This window comes from Pseudonocardia oroxyli (assembly GCF_900102195.1).
Lineage (GTDB): Bacteria > Actinomycetota > Actinomycetes > Mycobacteriales > Pseudonocardiaceae > Pseudonocardia > Pseudonocardia oroxyli.
This window is the reverse complement of record NZ_FNBE01000004.1, coordinates 335,274-352,090: the sequence shown is the minus strand read 5'-3', so window position 1 is coordinate 352,090 and position 16,817 is coordinate 335,274. Positions and strand designations below refer to the sequence as shown.

At 74.5% G+C, this 16,817-nt stretch carries 19 protein-coding genes; 18 read left to right on the top strand and 1 reads right to left on the bottom strand.

Annotation, left to right across the window (positions count from 1 at the left end; genetic code table 11):
* The first annotated feature begins 7 nt into the window (after positions 1–7).
* The 10 genes from BLS43_RS08730 (at position 8) to BLS43_RS08685 (ending at position 8,942) form a co-directional block, all read left to right on the top strand.
* Positions 8–2,407 (top strand): [protein-PII] uridylyltransferase, encoded by a 2,400-nt coding sequence (locus tag BLS43_RS08730; protein ID WP_218129752.1) that lies wholly within the window; start codon positions 8–10, stop codon positions 2,405–2,407.
* Between the two features lie 76 nt (positions 2,408–2,483).
* On the top strand, positions 2,484–3,107 hold the full coding sequence (locus BLS43_RS08725) for a P-loop nucleotide/nucleoside kinase family protein (RefSeq protein WP_093079600.1): 624 nt from the start codon (positions 2,484–2,486) through the stop codon (positions 3,105–3,107).
* Between the two features lie 10 nt (positions 3,108–3,117).
* Positions 3,118–4,656 (top strand): signal recognition particle protein, encoded by a 1,539-nt coding sequence (gene ffh, locus BLS43_RS08720; protein ID WP_093079595.1) that lies wholly within the window; start codon positions 3,118–3,120, stop codon positions 4,654–4,656.
* Positions 4,656–5,723 carry an amidohydrolase family protein gene (locus BLS43_RS08715; RefSeq protein WP_245707380.1) on the top strand — a complete coding sequence of 356 codons (1,068 nt, stop codon included), beginning with the start codon at positions 4,656–4,658 and terminating at the stop codon, positions 5,721–5,723. Before ffh ends, BLS43_RS08715 begins: the two co-directional genes overlap by 1 nt.
* Before the next feature lie 90 nt (positions 5,724–5,813).
* Complete coding sequence (locus tag BLS43_RS08710; RefSeq protein WP_218129751.1) at positions 5,814–6,611, top strand: CPBP family intramembrane glutamic endopeptidase; 798 nt, start codon at positions 5,814–5,816, stop codon at positions 6,609–6,611.
* A 150-nt stretch (positions 6,612–6,761) separates the two neighbouring features.
* Positions 6,762–7,211 carry a 30S ribosomal protein S16 gene (gene rpsP, locus BLS43_RS08705; protein ID WP_093079590.1) on the top strand — a complete coding sequence of 150 codons (450 nt, stop codon included), beginning with the start codon at positions 6,762–6,764 and terminating at the stop codon, positions 7,209–7,211.
* Positions 7,208–7,447 (top strand): RNA-binding protein, encoded by a 240-nt coding sequence (locus BLS43_RS08700; RefSeq protein WP_093079585.1) that lies wholly within the window; start codon positions 7,208–7,210, stop codon positions 7,445–7,447. Before rpsP ends, BLS43_RS08700 begins: the two co-directional genes overlap by 4 nt.
* Positions 7,425–8,051, top strand: a complete 627-nt coding sequence (gene rimM, locus BLS43_RS08695) for a ribosome maturation factor RimM (protein WP_093079580.1) — start codon at positions 7,425–7,427, stop codon at positions 8,049–8,051. The genes BLS43_RS08700 and rimM overlap by 23 nt, the downstream gene beginning before the upstream one ends.
* 114 nt (positions 8,052–8,165) lie before the next feature.
* A complete protein-coding gene (locus BLS43_RS08690) occupies positions 8,166–8,381 on the top strand; it encodes an AsnC family protein (RefSeq protein WP_093079575.1) in 216 nt (71 codons plus the stop codon).
* Positions 8,382–8,393: 12 nt separating this feature from the next.
* A complete protein-coding gene (locus BLS43_RS08685) occupies positions 8,394–8,942 on the top strand; it encodes a Clp protease N-terminal domain-containing protein (RefSeq protein ID WP_093079570.1) in 549 nt (182 codons plus the stop codon).
* A 34-nt stretch (positions 8,943–8,976) separates the two neighbouring features.
* On the opposite strand, the gene BLS43_RS08680 is transcribed toward BLS43_RS08685, so the two are convergent.
* On the bottom strand, positions 8,977–9,687 hold the full coding sequence (locus tag BLS43_RS08680; RefSeq protein ID WP_093079566.1) for an MgtC/SapB family protein: 711 nt from the start codon (positions 9,685–9,687) through the stop codon (positions 8,977–8,979).
* Positions 9,688–9,714: 27 nt separating this feature from the next.
* Between BLS43_RS08680 and trmD the strand changes: the two genes are divergently transcribed.
* From trmD to dprA, 8 genes are all read left to right on the top strand, one after another.
* On the top strand, positions 9,715–10,470 hold the full coding sequence (trmD, locus tag BLS43_RS08675) for a tRNA (guanosine(37)-N1)-methyltransferase TrmD (RefSeq protein ID WP_093079561.1): 756 nt from the start codon (positions 9,715–9,717) through the stop codon (positions 10,468–10,470).
* 139 nt (positions 10,471–10,609) lie between these two features.
* Complete coding sequence (gene rplS, locus BLS43_RS08670) at positions 10,610–10,969, top strand: 50S ribosomal protein L19 (protein WP_093079557.1); 360 nt, start codon at positions 10,610–10,612, stop codon at positions 10,967–10,969.
* A gap of 386 nt (positions 10,970–11,355) precedes the next feature.
* Positions 11,356–12,522: a signal peptidase I gene (gene lepB, locus BLS43_RS31860; RefSeq protein WP_093080047.1), complete on the top strand. Its 1,167-nt coding sequence runs from the start codon at positions 11,356–11,358 to the stop codon at positions 12,520–12,522.
* An 84-nt stretch (positions 12,523–12,606) separates the two neighbouring features.
* Entirely contained in the window at positions 12,607–13,302 is a 696-nt protein-coding gene (locus BLS43_RS08660) for a ribonuclease HII (protein ID WP_281245822.1), read from the top strand.
* Complete coding sequence (locus tag BLS43_RS08655; protein WP_093079553.1) at positions 13,299–13,616, top strand: DUF2469 domain-containing protein; 318 nt, start codon at positions 13,299–13,301, stop codon at positions 13,614–13,616. The genes BLS43_RS08660 and BLS43_RS08655 overlap by 4 nt, the downstream gene beginning before the upstream one ends.
* 154 nt (positions 13,617–13,770) lie before the next feature.
* Positions 13,771–14,127 carry a YraN family protein gene (locus BLS43_RS08650; RefSeq protein WP_093079549.1) on the top strand — a complete coding sequence of 119 codons (357 nt, stop codon included), beginning with the start codon at positions 13,771–13,773 and terminating at the stop codon, positions 14,125–14,127.
* A complete protein-coding gene (locus BLS43_RS08645; RefSeq protein ID WP_093079545.1) occupies positions 14,127–15,629 on the top strand; it encodes a YifB family Mg chelatase-like AAA ATPase in 1,503 nt (500 codons plus the stop codon). Before BLS43_RS08650 ends, BLS43_RS08645 begins: the two co-directional genes overlap by 1 nt.
* On the top strand, positions 15,626–16,804 hold the full coding sequence (dprA, locus tag BLS43_RS08640; RefSeq protein ID WP_093079541.1) for a DNA-processing protein DprA: 1,179 nt from the start codon (positions 15,626–15,628) through the stop codon (positions 16,802–16,804). Before BLS43_RS08645 ends, dprA begins: the two co-directional genes overlap by 4 nt.
* Positions 16,805–16,817 lie beyond the last annotated feature (13 nt).

Below are 16,817 nucleotides of genomic sequence, written 5' to 3'. Positions count from 1 at the left end.
CAACGCAGTGACGCCCTCGGGGGGATCAGGGTCCGCCGAGGACCTGGTCAGGGCCAAGGCCGTGCTGCTCGACCAGCACGGCGGACGACGACGGCTGGCGCCGGACGCGTTGCGCACCGCACTGGTCGACCTGCACGACTTCTGGCTGTCGTCGCGCGCGACGGCCATCGGCATCTCCGACCGGGCGGCGCTCGTCGCGGTCGGGGCCCTCGGCAGGCGCGAGCTCTGCCCCTACTCCGATCTGGACCTCGTGCTGCTCCACGACGGGCGCAAGGACGTGGACCGGTTGGCGGAGGAGCTCTGGTACCCGCTGTGGGACGCCGGGGTCGGCCTCGACCACTCGGTCCGCACGCCCGGGCAGGCCGTCCAGGTCGCGGCGACCGACCTGCGGGCCGCGTACGGGCTGCTGGAGCTGCGGCACATCGCAGGCGACCCGGCCCTGTCGGAGAAGGTGGCGCAGGCCGTCCGGCAGGCGTGGCGGGCGGGCATGCGGAGCCGGTTCGACGAGATCGCGGACTCCGCCCGGGACCGCTGGGCCAAGGTCGGCGACGTGGCGCACCGCATCGAGCCGGATCTCAAGTCCGGGCACGGCGGCCTGCGAGACGTCCAGCTGCTGGACCACCTCGCCGTCGCGCAGCTGGTCGACCGGCCCTCGGGCGAGGTCGCCGAGGCGCGGCTGCTGCTGCTCGACGTCCGCACCGAGCTGCACCGGATCGCCGGGCGCGCCCGGGACGTGCTGCGCGCCCAGGAGGCGGACGAGATCGCGGGCGTGCTCGAGCTGGGCGACCGGTTCGACCTGGCCCGGGCCGTGTCCGGGGCCGCGCGGGCGGTCGCCTTCGCCGCCGAGGTCGCGTTGCGGCAGGCCCGCTCGGCGCTGCCGCGCCGCGGCCTGTCCGCGCTGCGGCGCGCCCCCGTGCGCCGTCCGCTGGACTCGGGCGTCGTGGAGCACGCGGGGGAGGTCACCCTCGCCCGGGACGCTGCCGCGAGCCGGGACCCGGCGCTGGTCCTGCGGGTGGCGGCGGTGGCCGCACGGACCGGGCTGCCGATCGCCGCGGGCACCCTCGCCCGCCTGGCCGAGACCGCTCCGGAGCTGCGCGAACCGTGGCCGCGCGCCGCGCTGGGGGAGCTGCTGTCGCTGCTCGGCACGGGCGAGGGCATGGTCGACGTGGTCGAGGCGCTCGACCGCACCGGCCTGTGGGGCCGGCTGTTCCCCGAGTGGGGCGCGGTGCGGGACCTGCCCCCGCGGGACCGGGCGCACGTCTGGACCGTGGACCGGCACCTGATCGAGGCCTGCGCGCGGGCGGCTGCGCTCACCACCCGCGTGTCCCGGCCGGACCTGCTGCTGGTCGGAGCGCTCCTGCACGACATCGGCAAGGGCCGCGGCGGCGACCACTCGGTGGTGGGGGAGTCCCTGGCCGTGCAGGTCGGCCGGCGGCTCGGGTTCGGCCCGCACGACGTCGACACCCTCGGGGCGATGGTCCGCCACCACCTGCTCCTCCCGCACACCGCGACCCGGCGGGACCCCGAGGACCCGGCGACCGTCGCGCGGATCGCGGAGACCCTGGACGGGAACCCGCTGCTCCTGGACCTGCTCGACGCGCTGGCCGAGGCCGACTCGCTCGCCACCGGCCCCGGGGTGTGGACGCCGTGGAAGCGCGCCCTGATCCGGGACCTCGCGACCCGCGTCCGGGCCCGGATGATCGGCGAGCCGCCGCCCGGACCCGTGCAGCTCGCCGACTCCGCGGCCAAGGCGGCGGAGGAGCTGGTCGCGGTCGTCGGCGCCGACGGTGGCGTGCAGCTGCGGCTGCTCGCCGAGGACGACCTGGCCACGGTCGTCTCGGCCGTCCCGGACCGGCCGGGCGTGCTGTCGGCGGCCGCGGGCGTGCTCGCCCTGCACTCGTTGGAGGTCCACGCCGCGGAGGTGCACACCGAGACCGCGCCGAGCGGCTCGGTCGTGGCGGTGTTCAGCTTCGCGGTGTCGCCGCGCTTCGGCGGGCTGCCGGACCCGGCGCTGTTGCGGGCGGACCTGGTCCGCGTGCTCGACGGCGGGCTCGAGCTGCCGGAGGCGTTGGCGCGCAAGGAGCGCGACTACGCACCCACGTCCGAGGTCGCGGAGCGCACCGCCCCGCCGCGGGTGCTCTGGTTCGACGACGAGGCCACCGGCGCCGTCGTCCTGGAGCTGCGGGGGCGGAACCGGATCGGGCTGCTCCACCGGGTCGCCGCGGCGCTGGAGGGGGAGGCGATCGACATCCGATGGGCCCGGGTGGAGACCCTGGGCGCGTCGGTCGTCGACTCGTTCGGGGTGGCGGGTTCGGGTACGGACGGCCACGTCCTGAAGGGCGACCGCCGCCGGATCGAGCAGGCCGTCCTCGGCGCGGCGAGCGAACGGAGGATCCCCGCCCGCTGAGGCGGGTGCGCGACCCGACGCGGGAACGACGCGGAACGACGCGGAACGAAGCGGACGGACCGGACGTTGGTCTCCCGTGATCCACGCACTGCCCGCGCCCGGCGACACCCCGCGCCGCGCCCTGCCCGCGCCGGGGCACCCCGTGCGCCTCGCGCTCCCGGGGCGGGTGTTGCTGCTGGTCGCGGGCGTGCCGGGCGCCGGGAAGAGCACGGTGCTGCGCCGGTTGCCCCGCGGCGACGCGCTGCGGGTGCTGGACTCGGAGGTGCAGCGGGACCGGCTCGGCCGGCTGCTGCCGGACGTGCCGTACACCCGGCTGCGGCCCTGGGTCCACCTCCTGCACCGGCTCGCGGTGGTCGGGGCGGCCTGCGGGGCGGTGCCCACCGTCGTCGTGCACCTGCCCGCCACGGGAGCGGGCCTGCGGCGCGCCGTGCGCGCGTTGGCGCTCGCGACCGGACGGGAGCCCCACCTGCTGTGGATCGAGGCGCCTGCGGCGGAGGCGCTGCGCGGGCAGGCCGCCCGCGGCCGGATGGTCGAGCGCGGCTCCTTCGCCCGGCACGTCGCCCGGGCCTCCGGGGTCGCCGAGCGGATCCGGGGCGGCGGGCTCGGCGAGCGCTGGGTCTCGGTGACGGCGCTGGACCGCCGCGCCGCCTCCCGGGGTCTGGTGCTGGACCGTCTGCGGGAGCGGGACCAGGCCAAGTAACCTGGGAGGCGTGTTCGACACCCTGAGCGACCGCCTGTCCGGAGCGCTGCGCGACCTGCGCGGCAAGGGACGGCTGTCCGACGCCGACATCGACACCACGGCGCGCGAGATCCGGATCGCGCTGCTGGAGGCCGACGTCGCGCTGCCGGTGGTCCGGTCGTTCATCGCGCGGGTCAAGGAGCGGGCCAAGGGCGCCGAGGTCAGCCAGGCGCTGAACCCGGCCCAGCAGGTCGTCAAGATCGTCAACGAGGAGCTCGTCGGCATCCTCGGCGGGGAGACCCGGCGGCTCGCGCTGGCCAAGGAGCCGCCGAGCGTGATCATGCTCGCCGGTCTGCAGGGTTCCGGTAAGACCACGCTCGCGGGCAAGCTCGCCAAGTTCCTCGGCGGGCAGGGGCACACCCCGTTGCTGGTGGCCTGCGACCTGCAGCGCCCCAACGCGGTCAACCAGCTGCAGATCGTCGGTGAGCGCGCGGGCGTCCCGACCTTCGCGCCCGAGCCCGGCAACGGGGTCGGCGACCCGGTGGACGTGGCCCGCCGCGGCATCGCGTACGCGCGGGAGAAGCAGTACGACATCGTCATCGTCGACACCGCGGGCCGGCTCGGCGTGGACGCCGAGCTGATGCGGCAGGCGTCGGACATCAAGGCCGCCGTGCAGCCGGACGAGACCCTGTTCGTGGTCGACGCCATGATCGGTCAGGACGCGGTGGCCACGGCCGAGGCGTTCCGGGACGGGGTCGGGTTCTCCGGCGTCGTGCTCACCAAGCTCGACGGGGACGCCCGCGGTGGTGCCGCGCTGAGCGTCCGCGAGGTCACCGGCCAGCCGATCCTGTTCGCGTCGAACGGGGAGAAGCTCGAGGACTTCGACGTCTTCCACCCGGACCGGATGGCCTCGCGCATCCTGGGCATGGGCGACCTGCTGACCCTGATCGAGCAGGCCGAGCAGGTCTTCGACCACGAGCAGTCGCAGAAGGCCGCGCAGAAGATCTCCACCGGCGAGCTGACCCTCGAGGACTTCCTCGAGCAGATGCTGGCCATCCGCAAGATGGGGCCGATCGGCAACATCCTGGGCATGCTCCCCGGCGCCAACTCGGCGCAGATGAAGGAGGCGCTCGCCCAGGTCGACGACAAGCAGCTGGACAAGCTGCAGGCGATCATCCGCGGCATGACCCCCGCCGAGCGGGACGACCCGAAGATCATCAACGGGTCGCGCAGGCTGCGCATCGCCAACGGTTCCGGGGTGACCGTGTCGGACGTCAACGACCTGGTCAACCGCTTCTTCGAGGCCCGCAAGCAGATGAAGCAGATGGCCGGGCAGTTCGGCTTCGGTGGCGCCGGGCGCTCCGCGACGCGCAAGCAGGCGAAGAACAAGCGCAAGGCCAAGCAGGCGAAGAAGGGCGGCGGCAGGCCCAACCGCGCCCCCGCGAACCCGTTCGGCGCGGACCTGTCCCAGATGCCGCCGAGCCTGCAGCAGCTGCCGCCGGGGCTCGACGGGCTGCCCGCGGACTTCGACATCAGCAGGCTGAACTTCGGGGACAAGAAGGGCAAGTAGTGCCGGGTCCGACACTGCACCTGCGGGGGACGGTCCTGCCGGACGGGCGCCGGGACCTGGTCGTCGCCGACGGGGTCGTGCAGGCCGACCCGGTCGCCGGCGCCGAGGTGATCGACGCGCCGTTCATCGTCCCCGGGCTGGTGGACGCCCACTGTCACGTCGGCATCGCGACCGGCGGGGTGCCCGCGACCCTGGAGCAGTGCGAGGAGCAGGCGGTCGCCGAGCGCTCGGCGGGGGCGCTGCTGCTGCGGGACTGCGGCTCGCCCACCGACACGTCGTCGCTGCGGGGCAGGCCGGACCTCCCGGAGATCATCCGCGCCGCCCGGCACCTCGCCCGGCCGAAGCGCTACATCCCCGGGCTGGCGCTCGACCTGGACGATCCCGCCCTGCTGCCGGACGCGGTCGCCGCGGCCGCGACCACGGGTGACGGCTGGGTGAAGCTGGTGGGGGACTGGATCGACCGGGGTGAGGGGGACCTCGCGCCGCTCTGGCCGGACGACGTGCTGAAGGCCGCGATCGACGTCGCCCACTCCCACGGCGCCCGGGTGACGGCGCACGTGTTCGGCACGGACGCCCTGCCCGGCCTCATCGAGGCCGGCATCGACTGCCTGGAGCACGGCACGGGCCTCACCGAGGACCTGATCGCCGCGATGGTCGCCCACGGCACCGCCCTGGTCCCCACGTTGATCAACATCGAGACCTTCCCGGGCATCGCCGCGGGCGCCGGGAAGTACCCGGTCTACGCCGAGCACATGCGGGACCTGCACCGACGCGTGCGGGACACCGTCGGTGCCGCGATGGACGCCGGCGTGCCCGTCTTCGCGGGGACGGACGCCGGCGGCGGGATCGCCCACGGCCGGATCGCGGACGAGGTCCTCGCGCTGCGGGCGGCGGGCCATCCCGACCCGGTGGGCGCGGCGTCCTGGACGGCCCGGGAGTGGCTGGGGCGGCCGCTGTTGGAGCCGGGGGCGCCTGCCGATCTCGTGGTGTACCGGTCGGATCCCCGTGTCGACCCCGAGGTGCTCCGCGAGCCCGTCCTCGTGCTGCTGGGTGGTCACCCCTACTGATCCCGTGAGCGGCGATCGTCGCCAGGGCGACGATCGCCGCTCACGAGGTGGGGCGGGCGCCGGGATCCGGGCGGCGGTAGCGTCGTGATCGTGGGCCAGCCCGATTCCTCCGACCCGCGCCTCGTCGAGCCCGTCGCCGGTCCGGACGGGGCGCCTGCAGGCCTGCCTCCCGAGGAACGGGCCGTCGAGGCGCCGCCCCGGCACCGATGGGGCCTGTGGTCCTACGTCGGGGTGGAGATCCTCTTCCTCGCCTCCTCGTTCGCGATCGGGTGGTTCCTGATCGGGCCCGAGGGGCCGACGGCGCTCGCGGTGATCCTGGGGCTGTCGATCCCGACGATCCTCGCCGCGGGCACCGCCGTGCTGATCACGCGCTGGCGCGGCAACGGGCCGGCGGTCGACCTGGGCCTGCGCTGGTCGGCGGCGGACGTCGGCCGCGGTCTGCTGTTCGGCTTCGGCGGGCTGCTCCTGAGCATCCCGGCGTCGCTGGTGTACGTGGCGGTGGTGGGGGAGGACAACGCGACCACGGCCGTGGGGCAGGCGTTCGACGGCATCGAGGTCGGCTGGCCCGTCGCCCTGCTGGTGTTCCTGCTGGTCGCGTTCGTGGCACCGATCTGTGAGGAGATCGTCTACCGCGGGCTGCTCTGGGGTGCGGTGACGAAGCACGGCGCGAACCGCTGGGTGGCCTTCGCGATCACCACGGTGCTGTTCGCCGTGGCGCACCTGGAGCTCACCCGCACGCCGTTGCTGCTGGTCGTGGCGATCCCGATCGGCCTGGCCCGGGTGTTCACCGGCAGGCTGCCCGCCGGCATCGTCGCCCACCAGGTCAACAACCTGGTCCCGGCGCTGGCCCTCGCGCTCGCGTTGACAGGTGGGGTACCGCTGGGCTGAAGCCCGTCTGGCAGAATGGTGCGTCAGGTCCGTGGCCGGCCCTCTACCGATGCCGCGGCCGAGCAGACACACGAGTGAGCGAGCCGTACCCCACGCGGTCCAGCGCTGACTCTCGAGCAGCACACACGATCCGCGAGGAGCACAAGAAGCGTGGCCGTCAAGATCAAGCTGATGCGTCTGGGCAAGATCCGTCAGCCGTACTACCGCGTCGTCGTCGCCGACTCGCGCACCCGCCGCAACGGGCGCGCCATCGAGACGATCGGCAAGTACCACCCCAAGAACCAGCCGAGCCTCATCGAGATCGACTCCGAGCGCGCGCAGTACTGGCTGGGCGTCGGCGCGCTGCCGACCGAGCCGGTGCAGCACCTGCTCGAGATCACCGGCGACTGGCAGAAGTTCAAGGGCCTGCCGGGCACCGAGGGCACCCTCAAGCCGCAGCCGGAGAAGGTCGACAAGCTGGCGCTGTTCAACGCCGCGCTCGCCGCCGCGGGCGAGGAGCCCACCACCGAGGCCACCACGCCGAAGAAGAAGGCTCCCAAGGCCGAGAAGACCGACGAGGCGGCGGAGTCCGCCGAGTCGGCTGCACCGTCTGAGGCGTGAGCGTGCTGGCGGACGCGCTGGAGCACCTGGTCCGGGGGATCGTCGACCACCCGGAGGAGGTGCGGGTCGAGCTCGTCACCAACCGGCGCGGTCGCACGCTCGAGGTCCGGGTGCACCCCGAGGACCTCGGTAAGGTGATCGGCCGGGGCGGGCGCACCGCCACCGCCCTGCGCACCGTCATGGGGGGCATCGGCGGACGGGGCGTGCGGGTCGATGTCGTCGACACCGACCGGTAGGACCCCCTCGGGCAGGCCGCGCCGCACGTCGGCGGGCCTGCGCAAGCCGGCCCCGGCGGCCGCCACGTCCCCGGCTCCGGCCGGGGACGTCCTCGTCGGGATCGTCGCCAAGGCCCACGGCCTGCGTGGCGAGCTCGCGGTGGAGGTCCGGACCGACTCGCCCGAGGTGCGGTTCGCCGCGGGGTCCGTGCTGCGGGCCCGCAGGCCCGGCACCCCGGATCGGACGTTGACCGTCGAGGGCAGCCGACCCCATTCGGGGCGGCTGCTCGTCCGCTTCCGGGAGGCGCCGGACCGGACCACGGCCGAGGAGCTGCGCGGTCTGCAGCTCCTGCTGCCCGCCGCCGAGCTGCCCGCCCCCGAGGACCCGGACGAGTTCCACGCCCACCAGCTCGAGGGCCTGCGCGCCGAGCTGGCGGACGGCACCGTGATCGGGACCGTGCGCGAGGTGGTGCTCGGTCCGGGCGGTGACCTGCTCGCGGTCGCGCGCGAGGGCCGTCCGGACGCGTTGGTCCCGTTCGTCACCGAGATCGTCCCGATCATCGACCTTCCCGGCGGGAGGGTCGTCGTCGCGCCGCCCGAGGGGCTGCTGGACCTGGACGTCTGAGGAGCGCCCGAGAACAGCGCCCGAGAGAGGGGCCCACGGCCGTGGGCCCCTTTTTTCGTGCCCGTGTCGTCAACTTTGGTTGACGCCAGCGGTTCGTCAACGTAGGTTGACGGCATGGCGGAAGCGACAGCGGTGGCCGCAGCGGCGTCCAGCAAGGACCCGCACGTCGGCCTGGCGGCGGTGGCAGCGCTCCGAGCGCTGCAGGAGTCCCTGGAGGAGCTCCAGGTCGGCAACGCCCGCGCCCAGGGCTGGTCCTGGGCGCAGATCGCGGGCGTGCTGCAGGTGAGCAAGCAGGCGGTGCACAAGAAGTACCGCCGACTCGGCTACTGAGGGGGATCACGGATGTTCGAGAGGTTCACGGTGACGGCCCGACAGGCCGTGGTGCAGGCCCAGGAGGACGCGCGCGAGCGCAGGCAGCCGGAGATCCGGACGGAGAACCTGCTGCTCAGCCTCTACCTCCCGCTCGACGGCGCGGCGGCGGGCCTGCTGCGGCGCGCCGGCGTCGAGCGGGAGGCGGTGGAGGAGGAGGCCGACCGCCGCGCGCGCACCACCGGCGCGCCGGACGCGGGCAAGCTGGCCGTGCTGGGCATCGACCTCGACGAGGTGCGGCGCCAGGCCGAGGAGACCTTCGGCCCGGGGGCGCTGGAACGCACCCAGGCGGGCAAGCAGCGGCGGCTGTTCGGGCACATCCCGTTCGACGCGGCGGCCAAGAAGGCGCTCGAGCTGTCGCTGCGGGAGGCGCTGCGGCTCACGCACAAGGAGATCCGCAGCGAGCACATCCTGCTCGGGCTGCTGCACGCGGGCGGGGGTGCGCAGGAGATCCTCGAGGCCCGCGGCGTGACGCTGGAGGGGATGCGGGAGGCGGTCGCGTCGCTGGAGGAGGCGAGCTGACGGGTGTCGCACGAGCGCCGTCGGACCGGTCCGCTCACTCCTCCTCGAAGGTGTCCTCGTGGCCGGTGCGGGCGGACCGGACGCCGTCGATCTCGGACAGCTCGGTCGCCAGGGCGGTGAGATCGCCGCGGCCCGTCAGGCGCAGGGTCACCGCCGCGGTGTCGGCGGTGCTCTCCCGGGCGATCTCCAGGTCCTGCACGGCCCAGCCGCGGCGGGTGCACAGCTGCACGACGGTGCGGAGGATGCCCTGGCCGTCGGCGTAGCGCAGGTGCAGCACCGGCGGGTCGCGGCGGCGGCGCTGGGTCGCCCTGGCCAGCGGGAGCAGGCCGCGCGTCACCACGAAGTGGCCCGCGGTCGCGGCGACCGCCAGCACGGGCAGCCCCGCGCCGCAGGCGGTGCCGATGCCCGCGGCGAGCCAGATGGTCGCCGCCGTCGTCAGCCCGCGGACGGCGTCCTGGCGGACGAAGATCAACCCGGCGCCGATGAACCCGATCCCGGACACGATCTGCGCCCCGATCCGGGACGGGTCCAGTGCGACGTGGTCGGTGCCCAGCAGGTCGTCGAAGCCGTACTTGCTGACCAGCATGAACACGGCCGCGCCGACGCCGACCAGGGTGTGGGTGCGCAGGCCCGCGCTCTTGGCGCCCGCCTCCCGTTCCAGCCCGATGACCGTGGTGAGCACCAGGGCGAGCAGCACCGGCAGCAGCAGCGACCACTGCGTGTCGGAGGACCACAGCGAGGACACCCGACCTCCTTTGGCAGGATCCGCGAGGTGCGGATCGACGTCGTGACGATTTTCCCGAGCTACCTTGCGCCGCTGCGCGAGGCGCTGCTCGGTCGGGCGATCGACCGGGGGCTGATCGAGGTCGCCGTGCACGACCTGCGGGACTGGACGCACGACGTGCACCAGGCCGTCGACGACTCGCCCTACGGCGGCGGGCCCGGCATGGTCATGAAGCCGCAGGTGTGGGGAGAGGCGCTCGACAGTGTGATCGGTCCCGTGATCGACTCACCGGCGCGGCTGGTGGTCCCGACACCCGCGGGGCGCCCGTTCACCCAGCAGCTGGCGCACGAGTGGACGAGCGCGGAGCGGCTGGTCTTCGCCTGCGGCCGCTACGAGGGCATCGACCAGCGCGTCGTCGACCACTACGCGCAGCGGATGCCGGTCGACGAGGTCAGCATCGGCGACTACGTCCTGGTCGGCGGCGAGGTCGCGGTCCTGGTCATGGTCGAGGCCGTGGTCCGGCTGCTGCCCGGGGTGCTGGGCAACCCGCGCTCGGCGGCCGAGGACTCCTTCTCCGACGGCCTGCTCGAGGGCCCGGCCTACACCCGCCCGGAGGTGTGGCGGGACCTGCCCGTGCCGCCGGTGCTGCGCAGCGGCGACCACGCCGCCGTCGACCGGTGGCGGCGTGACCGGGCTCTCGAACGCACGGCGCGCCTGCGCCCCGACCTGCTCGCCGCGCTGCCGCCGGACGCCCTCGACGAGGCCGATCGGGCGGTGCTGGACGCCCTGGGTGAACGCCCGTAGAAGGCGTCTGGCACTATGGATGAGTTGCCAGCGCCGTACCGTGCTGTGTCGGCGCCTCCCCTTGCGAGGACCGGCGCCCCGGCACGTGACCTGACCGGCGAAGCTTGACGAACCATCTGGACGAGGACGGACCCGCGCGATGAACACCCTGGACGACCTGGACGCACAGATCCTGCGCTCCGACATCCCCGCCTTCCGGCCGGGTGACACGCTCAAGGTGCACGTGAAGGTCATCGAGGGCAGCCGCTCTCGGGTCCAGGTGTTCCAGGGCGTCGTCATCCGCCGTCAGGGTGCGGGCGCCCGCGAGACCTTCACGGTCCGCAAGGTGTCCTTCGGCGTCGGCGTGGAGCGCACCTTCCCGGTGCACACCCCGAACATCGAGAAGATCGAGGTCTTCTCGCGCGGTGACGTGCGTCGCGCCAAGCTGTACTACCTCCGTGACCTGCGCGGCAAGGCCGCGAAGATCAAGGAGAAGCGCGAGATCACCACTGCGAGCTGAGCCCGTCACCCCGACGTGACGGCGCCCTGCCGTAGCCTCATCACGTGGCGTCACCCGAGCTCCCCGACGACCGCCGCGGCAGGCCGCGTCGGGACGGTCCCCCGATGACCGGGGACGGTCCGCCGCCGGGCGCCGTGCCGCTCGCCGGGGAGCGCCCGCAGGGCCGGGTGCCCGGCACCGGGGCCAACGGGGCGCCGTTCCCCGGACCGGCGGAGTACCCGCCGTCCGGGCCGCGGGGGCCGATGCCCCCGCCGCAGACACTCGGCGCACCACCGAACGCCGGCCACCGCAACGGAGGCTCGCGCAACGGGGTCGCCCCGAACGGCGCCGTCCCCCACGGTGTGGCTCCCCACGGTGCTGTCCCGAACGGTGCTGTCCCGAACGGGATGGCTCCGAACGGCGCGGTCCCGAACGGGGCGCCCGTGCAGGGCCGCGGCCCGAACGGTGCACCGCCGTACGGCGGACCCGCGCAGCAGAGCAGGCCGCAGGGGCCGCCGCCGCGGCGCGTCCCGCCCCGTCCCGTGGAGGACGACCGCCCGACGGACGTCGTCGCGCCGGTCGTCGACACGGGGGAGGACCGCCCCGAGGACCGCCCCGAGGGCACTGTCGACCCGCAGCTGCGGGTGGACCTCGACGCCGTCCCCGGCAGGCACCGCCGCCGCGCGGGCGCCTCCCCGCAGGGCCGACCCGCGGGCGAGTACGTGGCGAAGCGCGCCCCCGGCACCAAGAAGCCCAAGTCCGGGCGCAGGCGCCGCTCCACGTTCTGGAAGGAACTGCCGATCCTGGTCGGGGTCGCGCTGGTCCTCACGATCGTCATCCAGGCCTTCGTCGCCAAGGTGTACGTGATCCCGTCGGGCTCGATGGAGACCACACTGCACGGCTGCACCGGCTGCAACAACGACCGGGTGCTCGTCGACAAGGTCACCTACCGCTTCACCGACCCCGCCCCGGGGGACGTGGTGGTGTTCCGCGGGCCGGACTCCTGGGTCAACACCGAGTTCCAGGTGGACGAGCCGTCGAGCACGGTCGGGGAGATCGTGCAGCAGTTCCTCTCGCTGATCGGGCTCGCCCCGCCGGACGAGAAGGACTTCGTCAAGCGTGTCATCGCCGTCGGCGGGCAGACCGTGGCGTGCTGCGACTCCCGCAACCGCGTGATGGTGAACGACCAGCCGCTGGACGAGCCCTACATCTACTACCTGCCCGCCGCGGGCCCCGCCCGGCAGATCCCGTTCGGGCCGATCACGGTGCCCCAGGGCGAGCTGTGGGTGATGGGGGACAGCCGCAACAACTCGTCGGACTCCCGGATCGACGGGCACGGGCCCATCCCGGTGGAGAACGTGATCGGCAAGGCCCGGATGAAGGTGCTGCCCGTCAGCCGCTTCGGGTTCATCGACGACACCGACCCGCAGACCTCGGCCCTGCAGAACTCGGCACTGCCGCTGGGCCTCGGGCTGGTCGGTGTCCTGCCGTTCATGCTGGTCAGGCGGCGAATGCTCGACGGCGAGGAGGACGAGTTCCTGCCGCCCCCGAGCCGTTCCCAGCGCCGGTCGTAGGTGGTCGCACCGACACGGCGGCGGCCGCGCCGGACGCGTCCCGCCCAGCTCCTCCCGCCCGAGTGGCGCCCCACCCGGGCGACCGTGCGCGCGTCCGCCGGGATGTGGACGCTGCAGAGCACCCTGCAGCGCCACGGGCTCGGCCCGGTCGCCGGGGTGGACGAGGCGGGCCGCGGGGCCTGCGCGGGCCCGCTCGTCGTGGCCGCCTGCGTGCTGCGGCCCGGGGACGCCCGGCGCCTGGAGGGCCTCACCGACTCCAAGCTGCTCGGCCCCGCCCTGCGCGAGGAGTTCTACTACCGCATCCTGCGCCGGGCCGAGGACCACGCGGTGGTCGTCATCCCGCCCGCCGAGGTGGACCGGCGCGGGGTGCACATCGCCAACATCGAGGGGATGCGGCGCGCGGTCGCCGGGCTGAGCAACCCGCCGGGCTACGTCCTCACCGACGGCTTCCCGGTCCACGGGTTCGGCAGGCCCACGCTCGCGGTGCCCAAGGGCGACCTGACCGCGGCGTGCGTGGCGGCGGCGTCCGTGCTGGCCAAGGTCACGCGGGACCGGTTGATGGTGGGCCTCGACGCGCAGTACCCGGAGTACGGCTTCGCGATCCACAAGGGCTACAACACCCCGCTGCACGAGGAGGCGCTCGCCGGGCACGGGCCCTGTCCGGAGCACCGGTTCTCGTTCGTGAACGTGGCGGCGGCGGCCGGGGTCGGGCGGCCGGGCGGGGTGGTCCAGAATGGGTTCCCGGACGGGGACACCGAGGTAGGGGGAGAGCAGTCGTGAGCGCCGAGGATCTCGAGAAGTACGAGACCGAGATGGAGCTCACGCTCTACAAGGAGTACCGCGACATCGTGTCGCAGTTCTCGTTCGTGGTGGAGACCGAGCGCCGCTTCTACCTGGCGAACTCCGTGGACGTGGCGCCGCGCAACAGCGACGGCGAGGTCTACTTCGAGGTCCGGATGTCGGACGCCTGGGTGTGGGACATGTACCGGCCCGCCCGGTTCGTCAAGAACGTGCGGGTGCTGACGTTCAAGGACGTCAACATCGAGGAGCTCGACAAGCCCGATCTGCGCCTGCCGGAGAACGACCGCTTCTAGTCCGGGGCACCGGGGCACCGGGGCACTAGCACGAGGCCCCGACGGAACCGGCCCGCCGAGGCGGCGGGACCGGAGTTGTCCACCGGAAACGGGGCCTGTGGAGCAGATTCCCGGTTTCGCTCCACAGGCCTTGCGCGCCGGTCATCGTGTCGGCATGGCAGCGAAGGACGAACTGGGCCGCCGCGGTGAGGACGCCGCGGTCGAGTACCTGCAGAGCAGGGGACTGACCGTGCTGGACCGCAACTGGCGGTGCCGGGACGGCGAGATCGACGTGGTGGCGAGCGAGCCCGGCAGGCTCGTGGTCTGCGAGATCAAGACCCGGTCGGGCACCCGGTACGGGGAGCCCGCCGAGGCCGTCACGCCGCTGAAGGCGAACCGGATCAGGGCGGTCACCCGCGCCTGGCTGGCGGCCCACACCACCGACTGGTGTCCCGTCCGGTTCGACGTGGTGGCGGTGCTCATGCGCCCCGGCGGCCCGGTCACGCTCCAGCACTTCCAGGACGCGTTCTGATGGGGCTCGCACGCGGGTGGTCCGTGGCCCTGCGCGGGGTCGAGGGGGTGCCCGTGGAGATCGAGGCGCTCGTCGGCGGCGGCATCCCGGGGGTGCAGATCGTCGGGTTGGCGGACACGGCGCTGCAGGAGTCCGTGCACCGGATGCGCTCGGCGGTCGTCAACTCCGGCCAGGACTGGCCCGGGGTGCGGATCCTGCTCGCGCTCTCCCCGGCCACCCTGCGCAAGTCCGGCTCGCGGTTCGACCTGGCCCTGGCGGTGTGCGTGCTGGCGGGCGCCGGCGTGGTCGACGCGGGCAGGCTCGCCGGGATCGCACTGCTGGGGGAGCTCGCGCTCGACGGTCGGGTCCGCCCGGTCCGCGGCATCCTGCCGTGTGTGCTGGCCGCCCGGGAGGCGGGGCTGCGCCGCGTGGTCGTCCCGGCGGCGACCCTGCCGGAGGCGGCGCTGGTGGAGGACGTGGAGGTGTTCGGCGCGAGCACGCTGGACGAGGTCGTCGGCTGGTTCGCCGGGGAGCAGCAGCTCGAGCGGCCCGGGAGCCCGCTGCCCACGCCGCCCTCGAGGTTCCCCGAGCTGGCGGACGTGGTCGGCCAGGAGGACGCGCGGCGGGCGCTCGAGGTGGCCGCCGCGGGCGGGCACCACCTGCTGCTGCTCGGTCCGCCCGGCACCGGCAAGACCATGCTCGCCCGGCGGATCGTCGGGCTGCTGCCGGAGCTGGAACGCGACCAGGCCCTCCAACTCGCCTCGATCCGCTCGGTGGTGGGCGAGCTGCCCAGCGACCCGCTCGAGCTGGTCGCGCCGTTCGTGGCGCCGCACCACTCGTCCACGATGGCGGCCCTGCTCGGCGGCGGCTCCGGCACGGCCCGCCCCGGCGCGGTCTCGATGGCCCACCGCGGCGTGCTCTTCCTGGACGAGTGCACCGAGTTCCAACCGCACGTCCTGGAGTCCCTGCGCACGCCGCTCGAGGAACGGGAGGTGCGGATCTCCCGGGCGGAGGCCACCGCCATCTACCCGGCCCACTTCCAGCTGGTCGCCGCCGCGAACCCGTGCCCGTGCGCGCCGGTCCGGGACCGGGACTGCGTGTGCAGGTCCGTGGACCGGCGGCGCTACCTCGCCCGGCTGTCCGGCCCGCTGCTGGACCGGGTCGACATCCAGGCGCGGATGCTGCCGGTCATCGACCTGGGCGGGGACGACACGGGTGAGGACACCGCGACCGTGCGGGCCCGCGTCCTGGAGGCCCGGGCGGCTGCCGCGGAGCGGTGGTCGGCGCACGGGTGGCGTACGAACGCCGAGGTGCCCGGTCCCGAGCTGCGGCGGCGCTTCGGCCTCCCGCGCTCGGTCGTGCGGCCCCTGGAGGAGCGGATGCGGGCAGGCGAGCTGTCCGCACGTGGCGCAGATCGCGCGTTGCGGGTCGCGTGGACCTTGAGCGACTTGGCGGGCACCAGCTCGCCGGACCGGGACGCGGTCGACGGGGCGCTCTACTTCCGCGAGCGGAGTGCGGCGTGAGCGGGCTCGCGACCGGCGCCGCGGCCCCGCGGTCGGCGGCGGTCGGCGAGGAGGTCCTGCGGGCCCGCGCCTACCTGCTTCGAGTGGCCGAGCCGCCCGCCCCGCACACCGGGCGGTTCGTCGAGGCGGTCGGCGCGGTCGAGGCGGCCGCCGCGATCCGGCGCGGAGACGTCTCGCGGGAGGTCGCGGGGGAGACCTCGGGCCGCCGGGCGGCCGACCGGGCCGACCAGGACCTCGCCGCGGCGCGGGCCGTCCAGGCCCGGCTGCTCTGTCCCGAGGACCCGGCCTGGCCGAACTGGCCGTTCACGAGCTTCGCCCTCGCGCAGAGCGAGGACCTCGTGCCGCCCCTCGCCCTGTGGGTACGGGGCGTGGGCGACCTCGCCGAGCTGTGCGGCCGTGCCGTCGCCGTGGTGGGTGCCCGGGCGGCGACCGGGTACGGCACCCACACCGCGGCGGAGCTGGGCGCCGGGTTGGCCGCGGCGGGGCAGACCGTGGTGTCCGGGGCGGCGCTCGGGATCGACGGCGCCGCGCACCGCGGCGCGCTCGCGGCGGGCGGCCCGACCGTGGCCGTGCTCGCCTGCGGGGTCGACCGCCCCTACCCGGAGTCGCACACCGGTCTGCTGGGCCGCATCGCGGCGGCCGGGCTGGTGGTGTCCGAGTACCCGCCGGGGGCGGTCCCGGCCCGGCACCGGTTCCTCGTGCGGAACCGGCTGATCGCCGCCCTGTGTGCGGGCACCGTCGTCGTCGAGGCCGCCCGGCGCAGCGGCGCCCGGCGCACGGCGAGTGACGCGCAGCGGCTGGGGACCGTGCTCATGGCGGTCCCGGGGCCGGTCAGCTCGGCGCTCTCGGCGGGCTGTCACGAGCTGATCCGGTCGGGGGCCCTGCTCGTCACCCGGGCTGAGGAGGTCACCGAGGCGACGGGCAGGCTGGGGATCGAGCTCGCGCAGGAACCGGACGGGCCGCAGCGCCCGACGGACGTGCTCGATGCCGGCCAGGCCCGCGTGCACGACGCGTTGCCCCCGCGGGCCGCGCGCACGGTCGCCTGGCTCGCGGACGAGGCCGGGTTGACCCCCGACCAGGTCCGCTCCGCGCTGACCGGGCTCGAGCGCCGGGGGATGGCCCGGTTCCAGGACGGTCGGTGGCAGCGCCAGACCCCGGGGGAGGGTGCCTCGTGAGGCCACGGCGTGG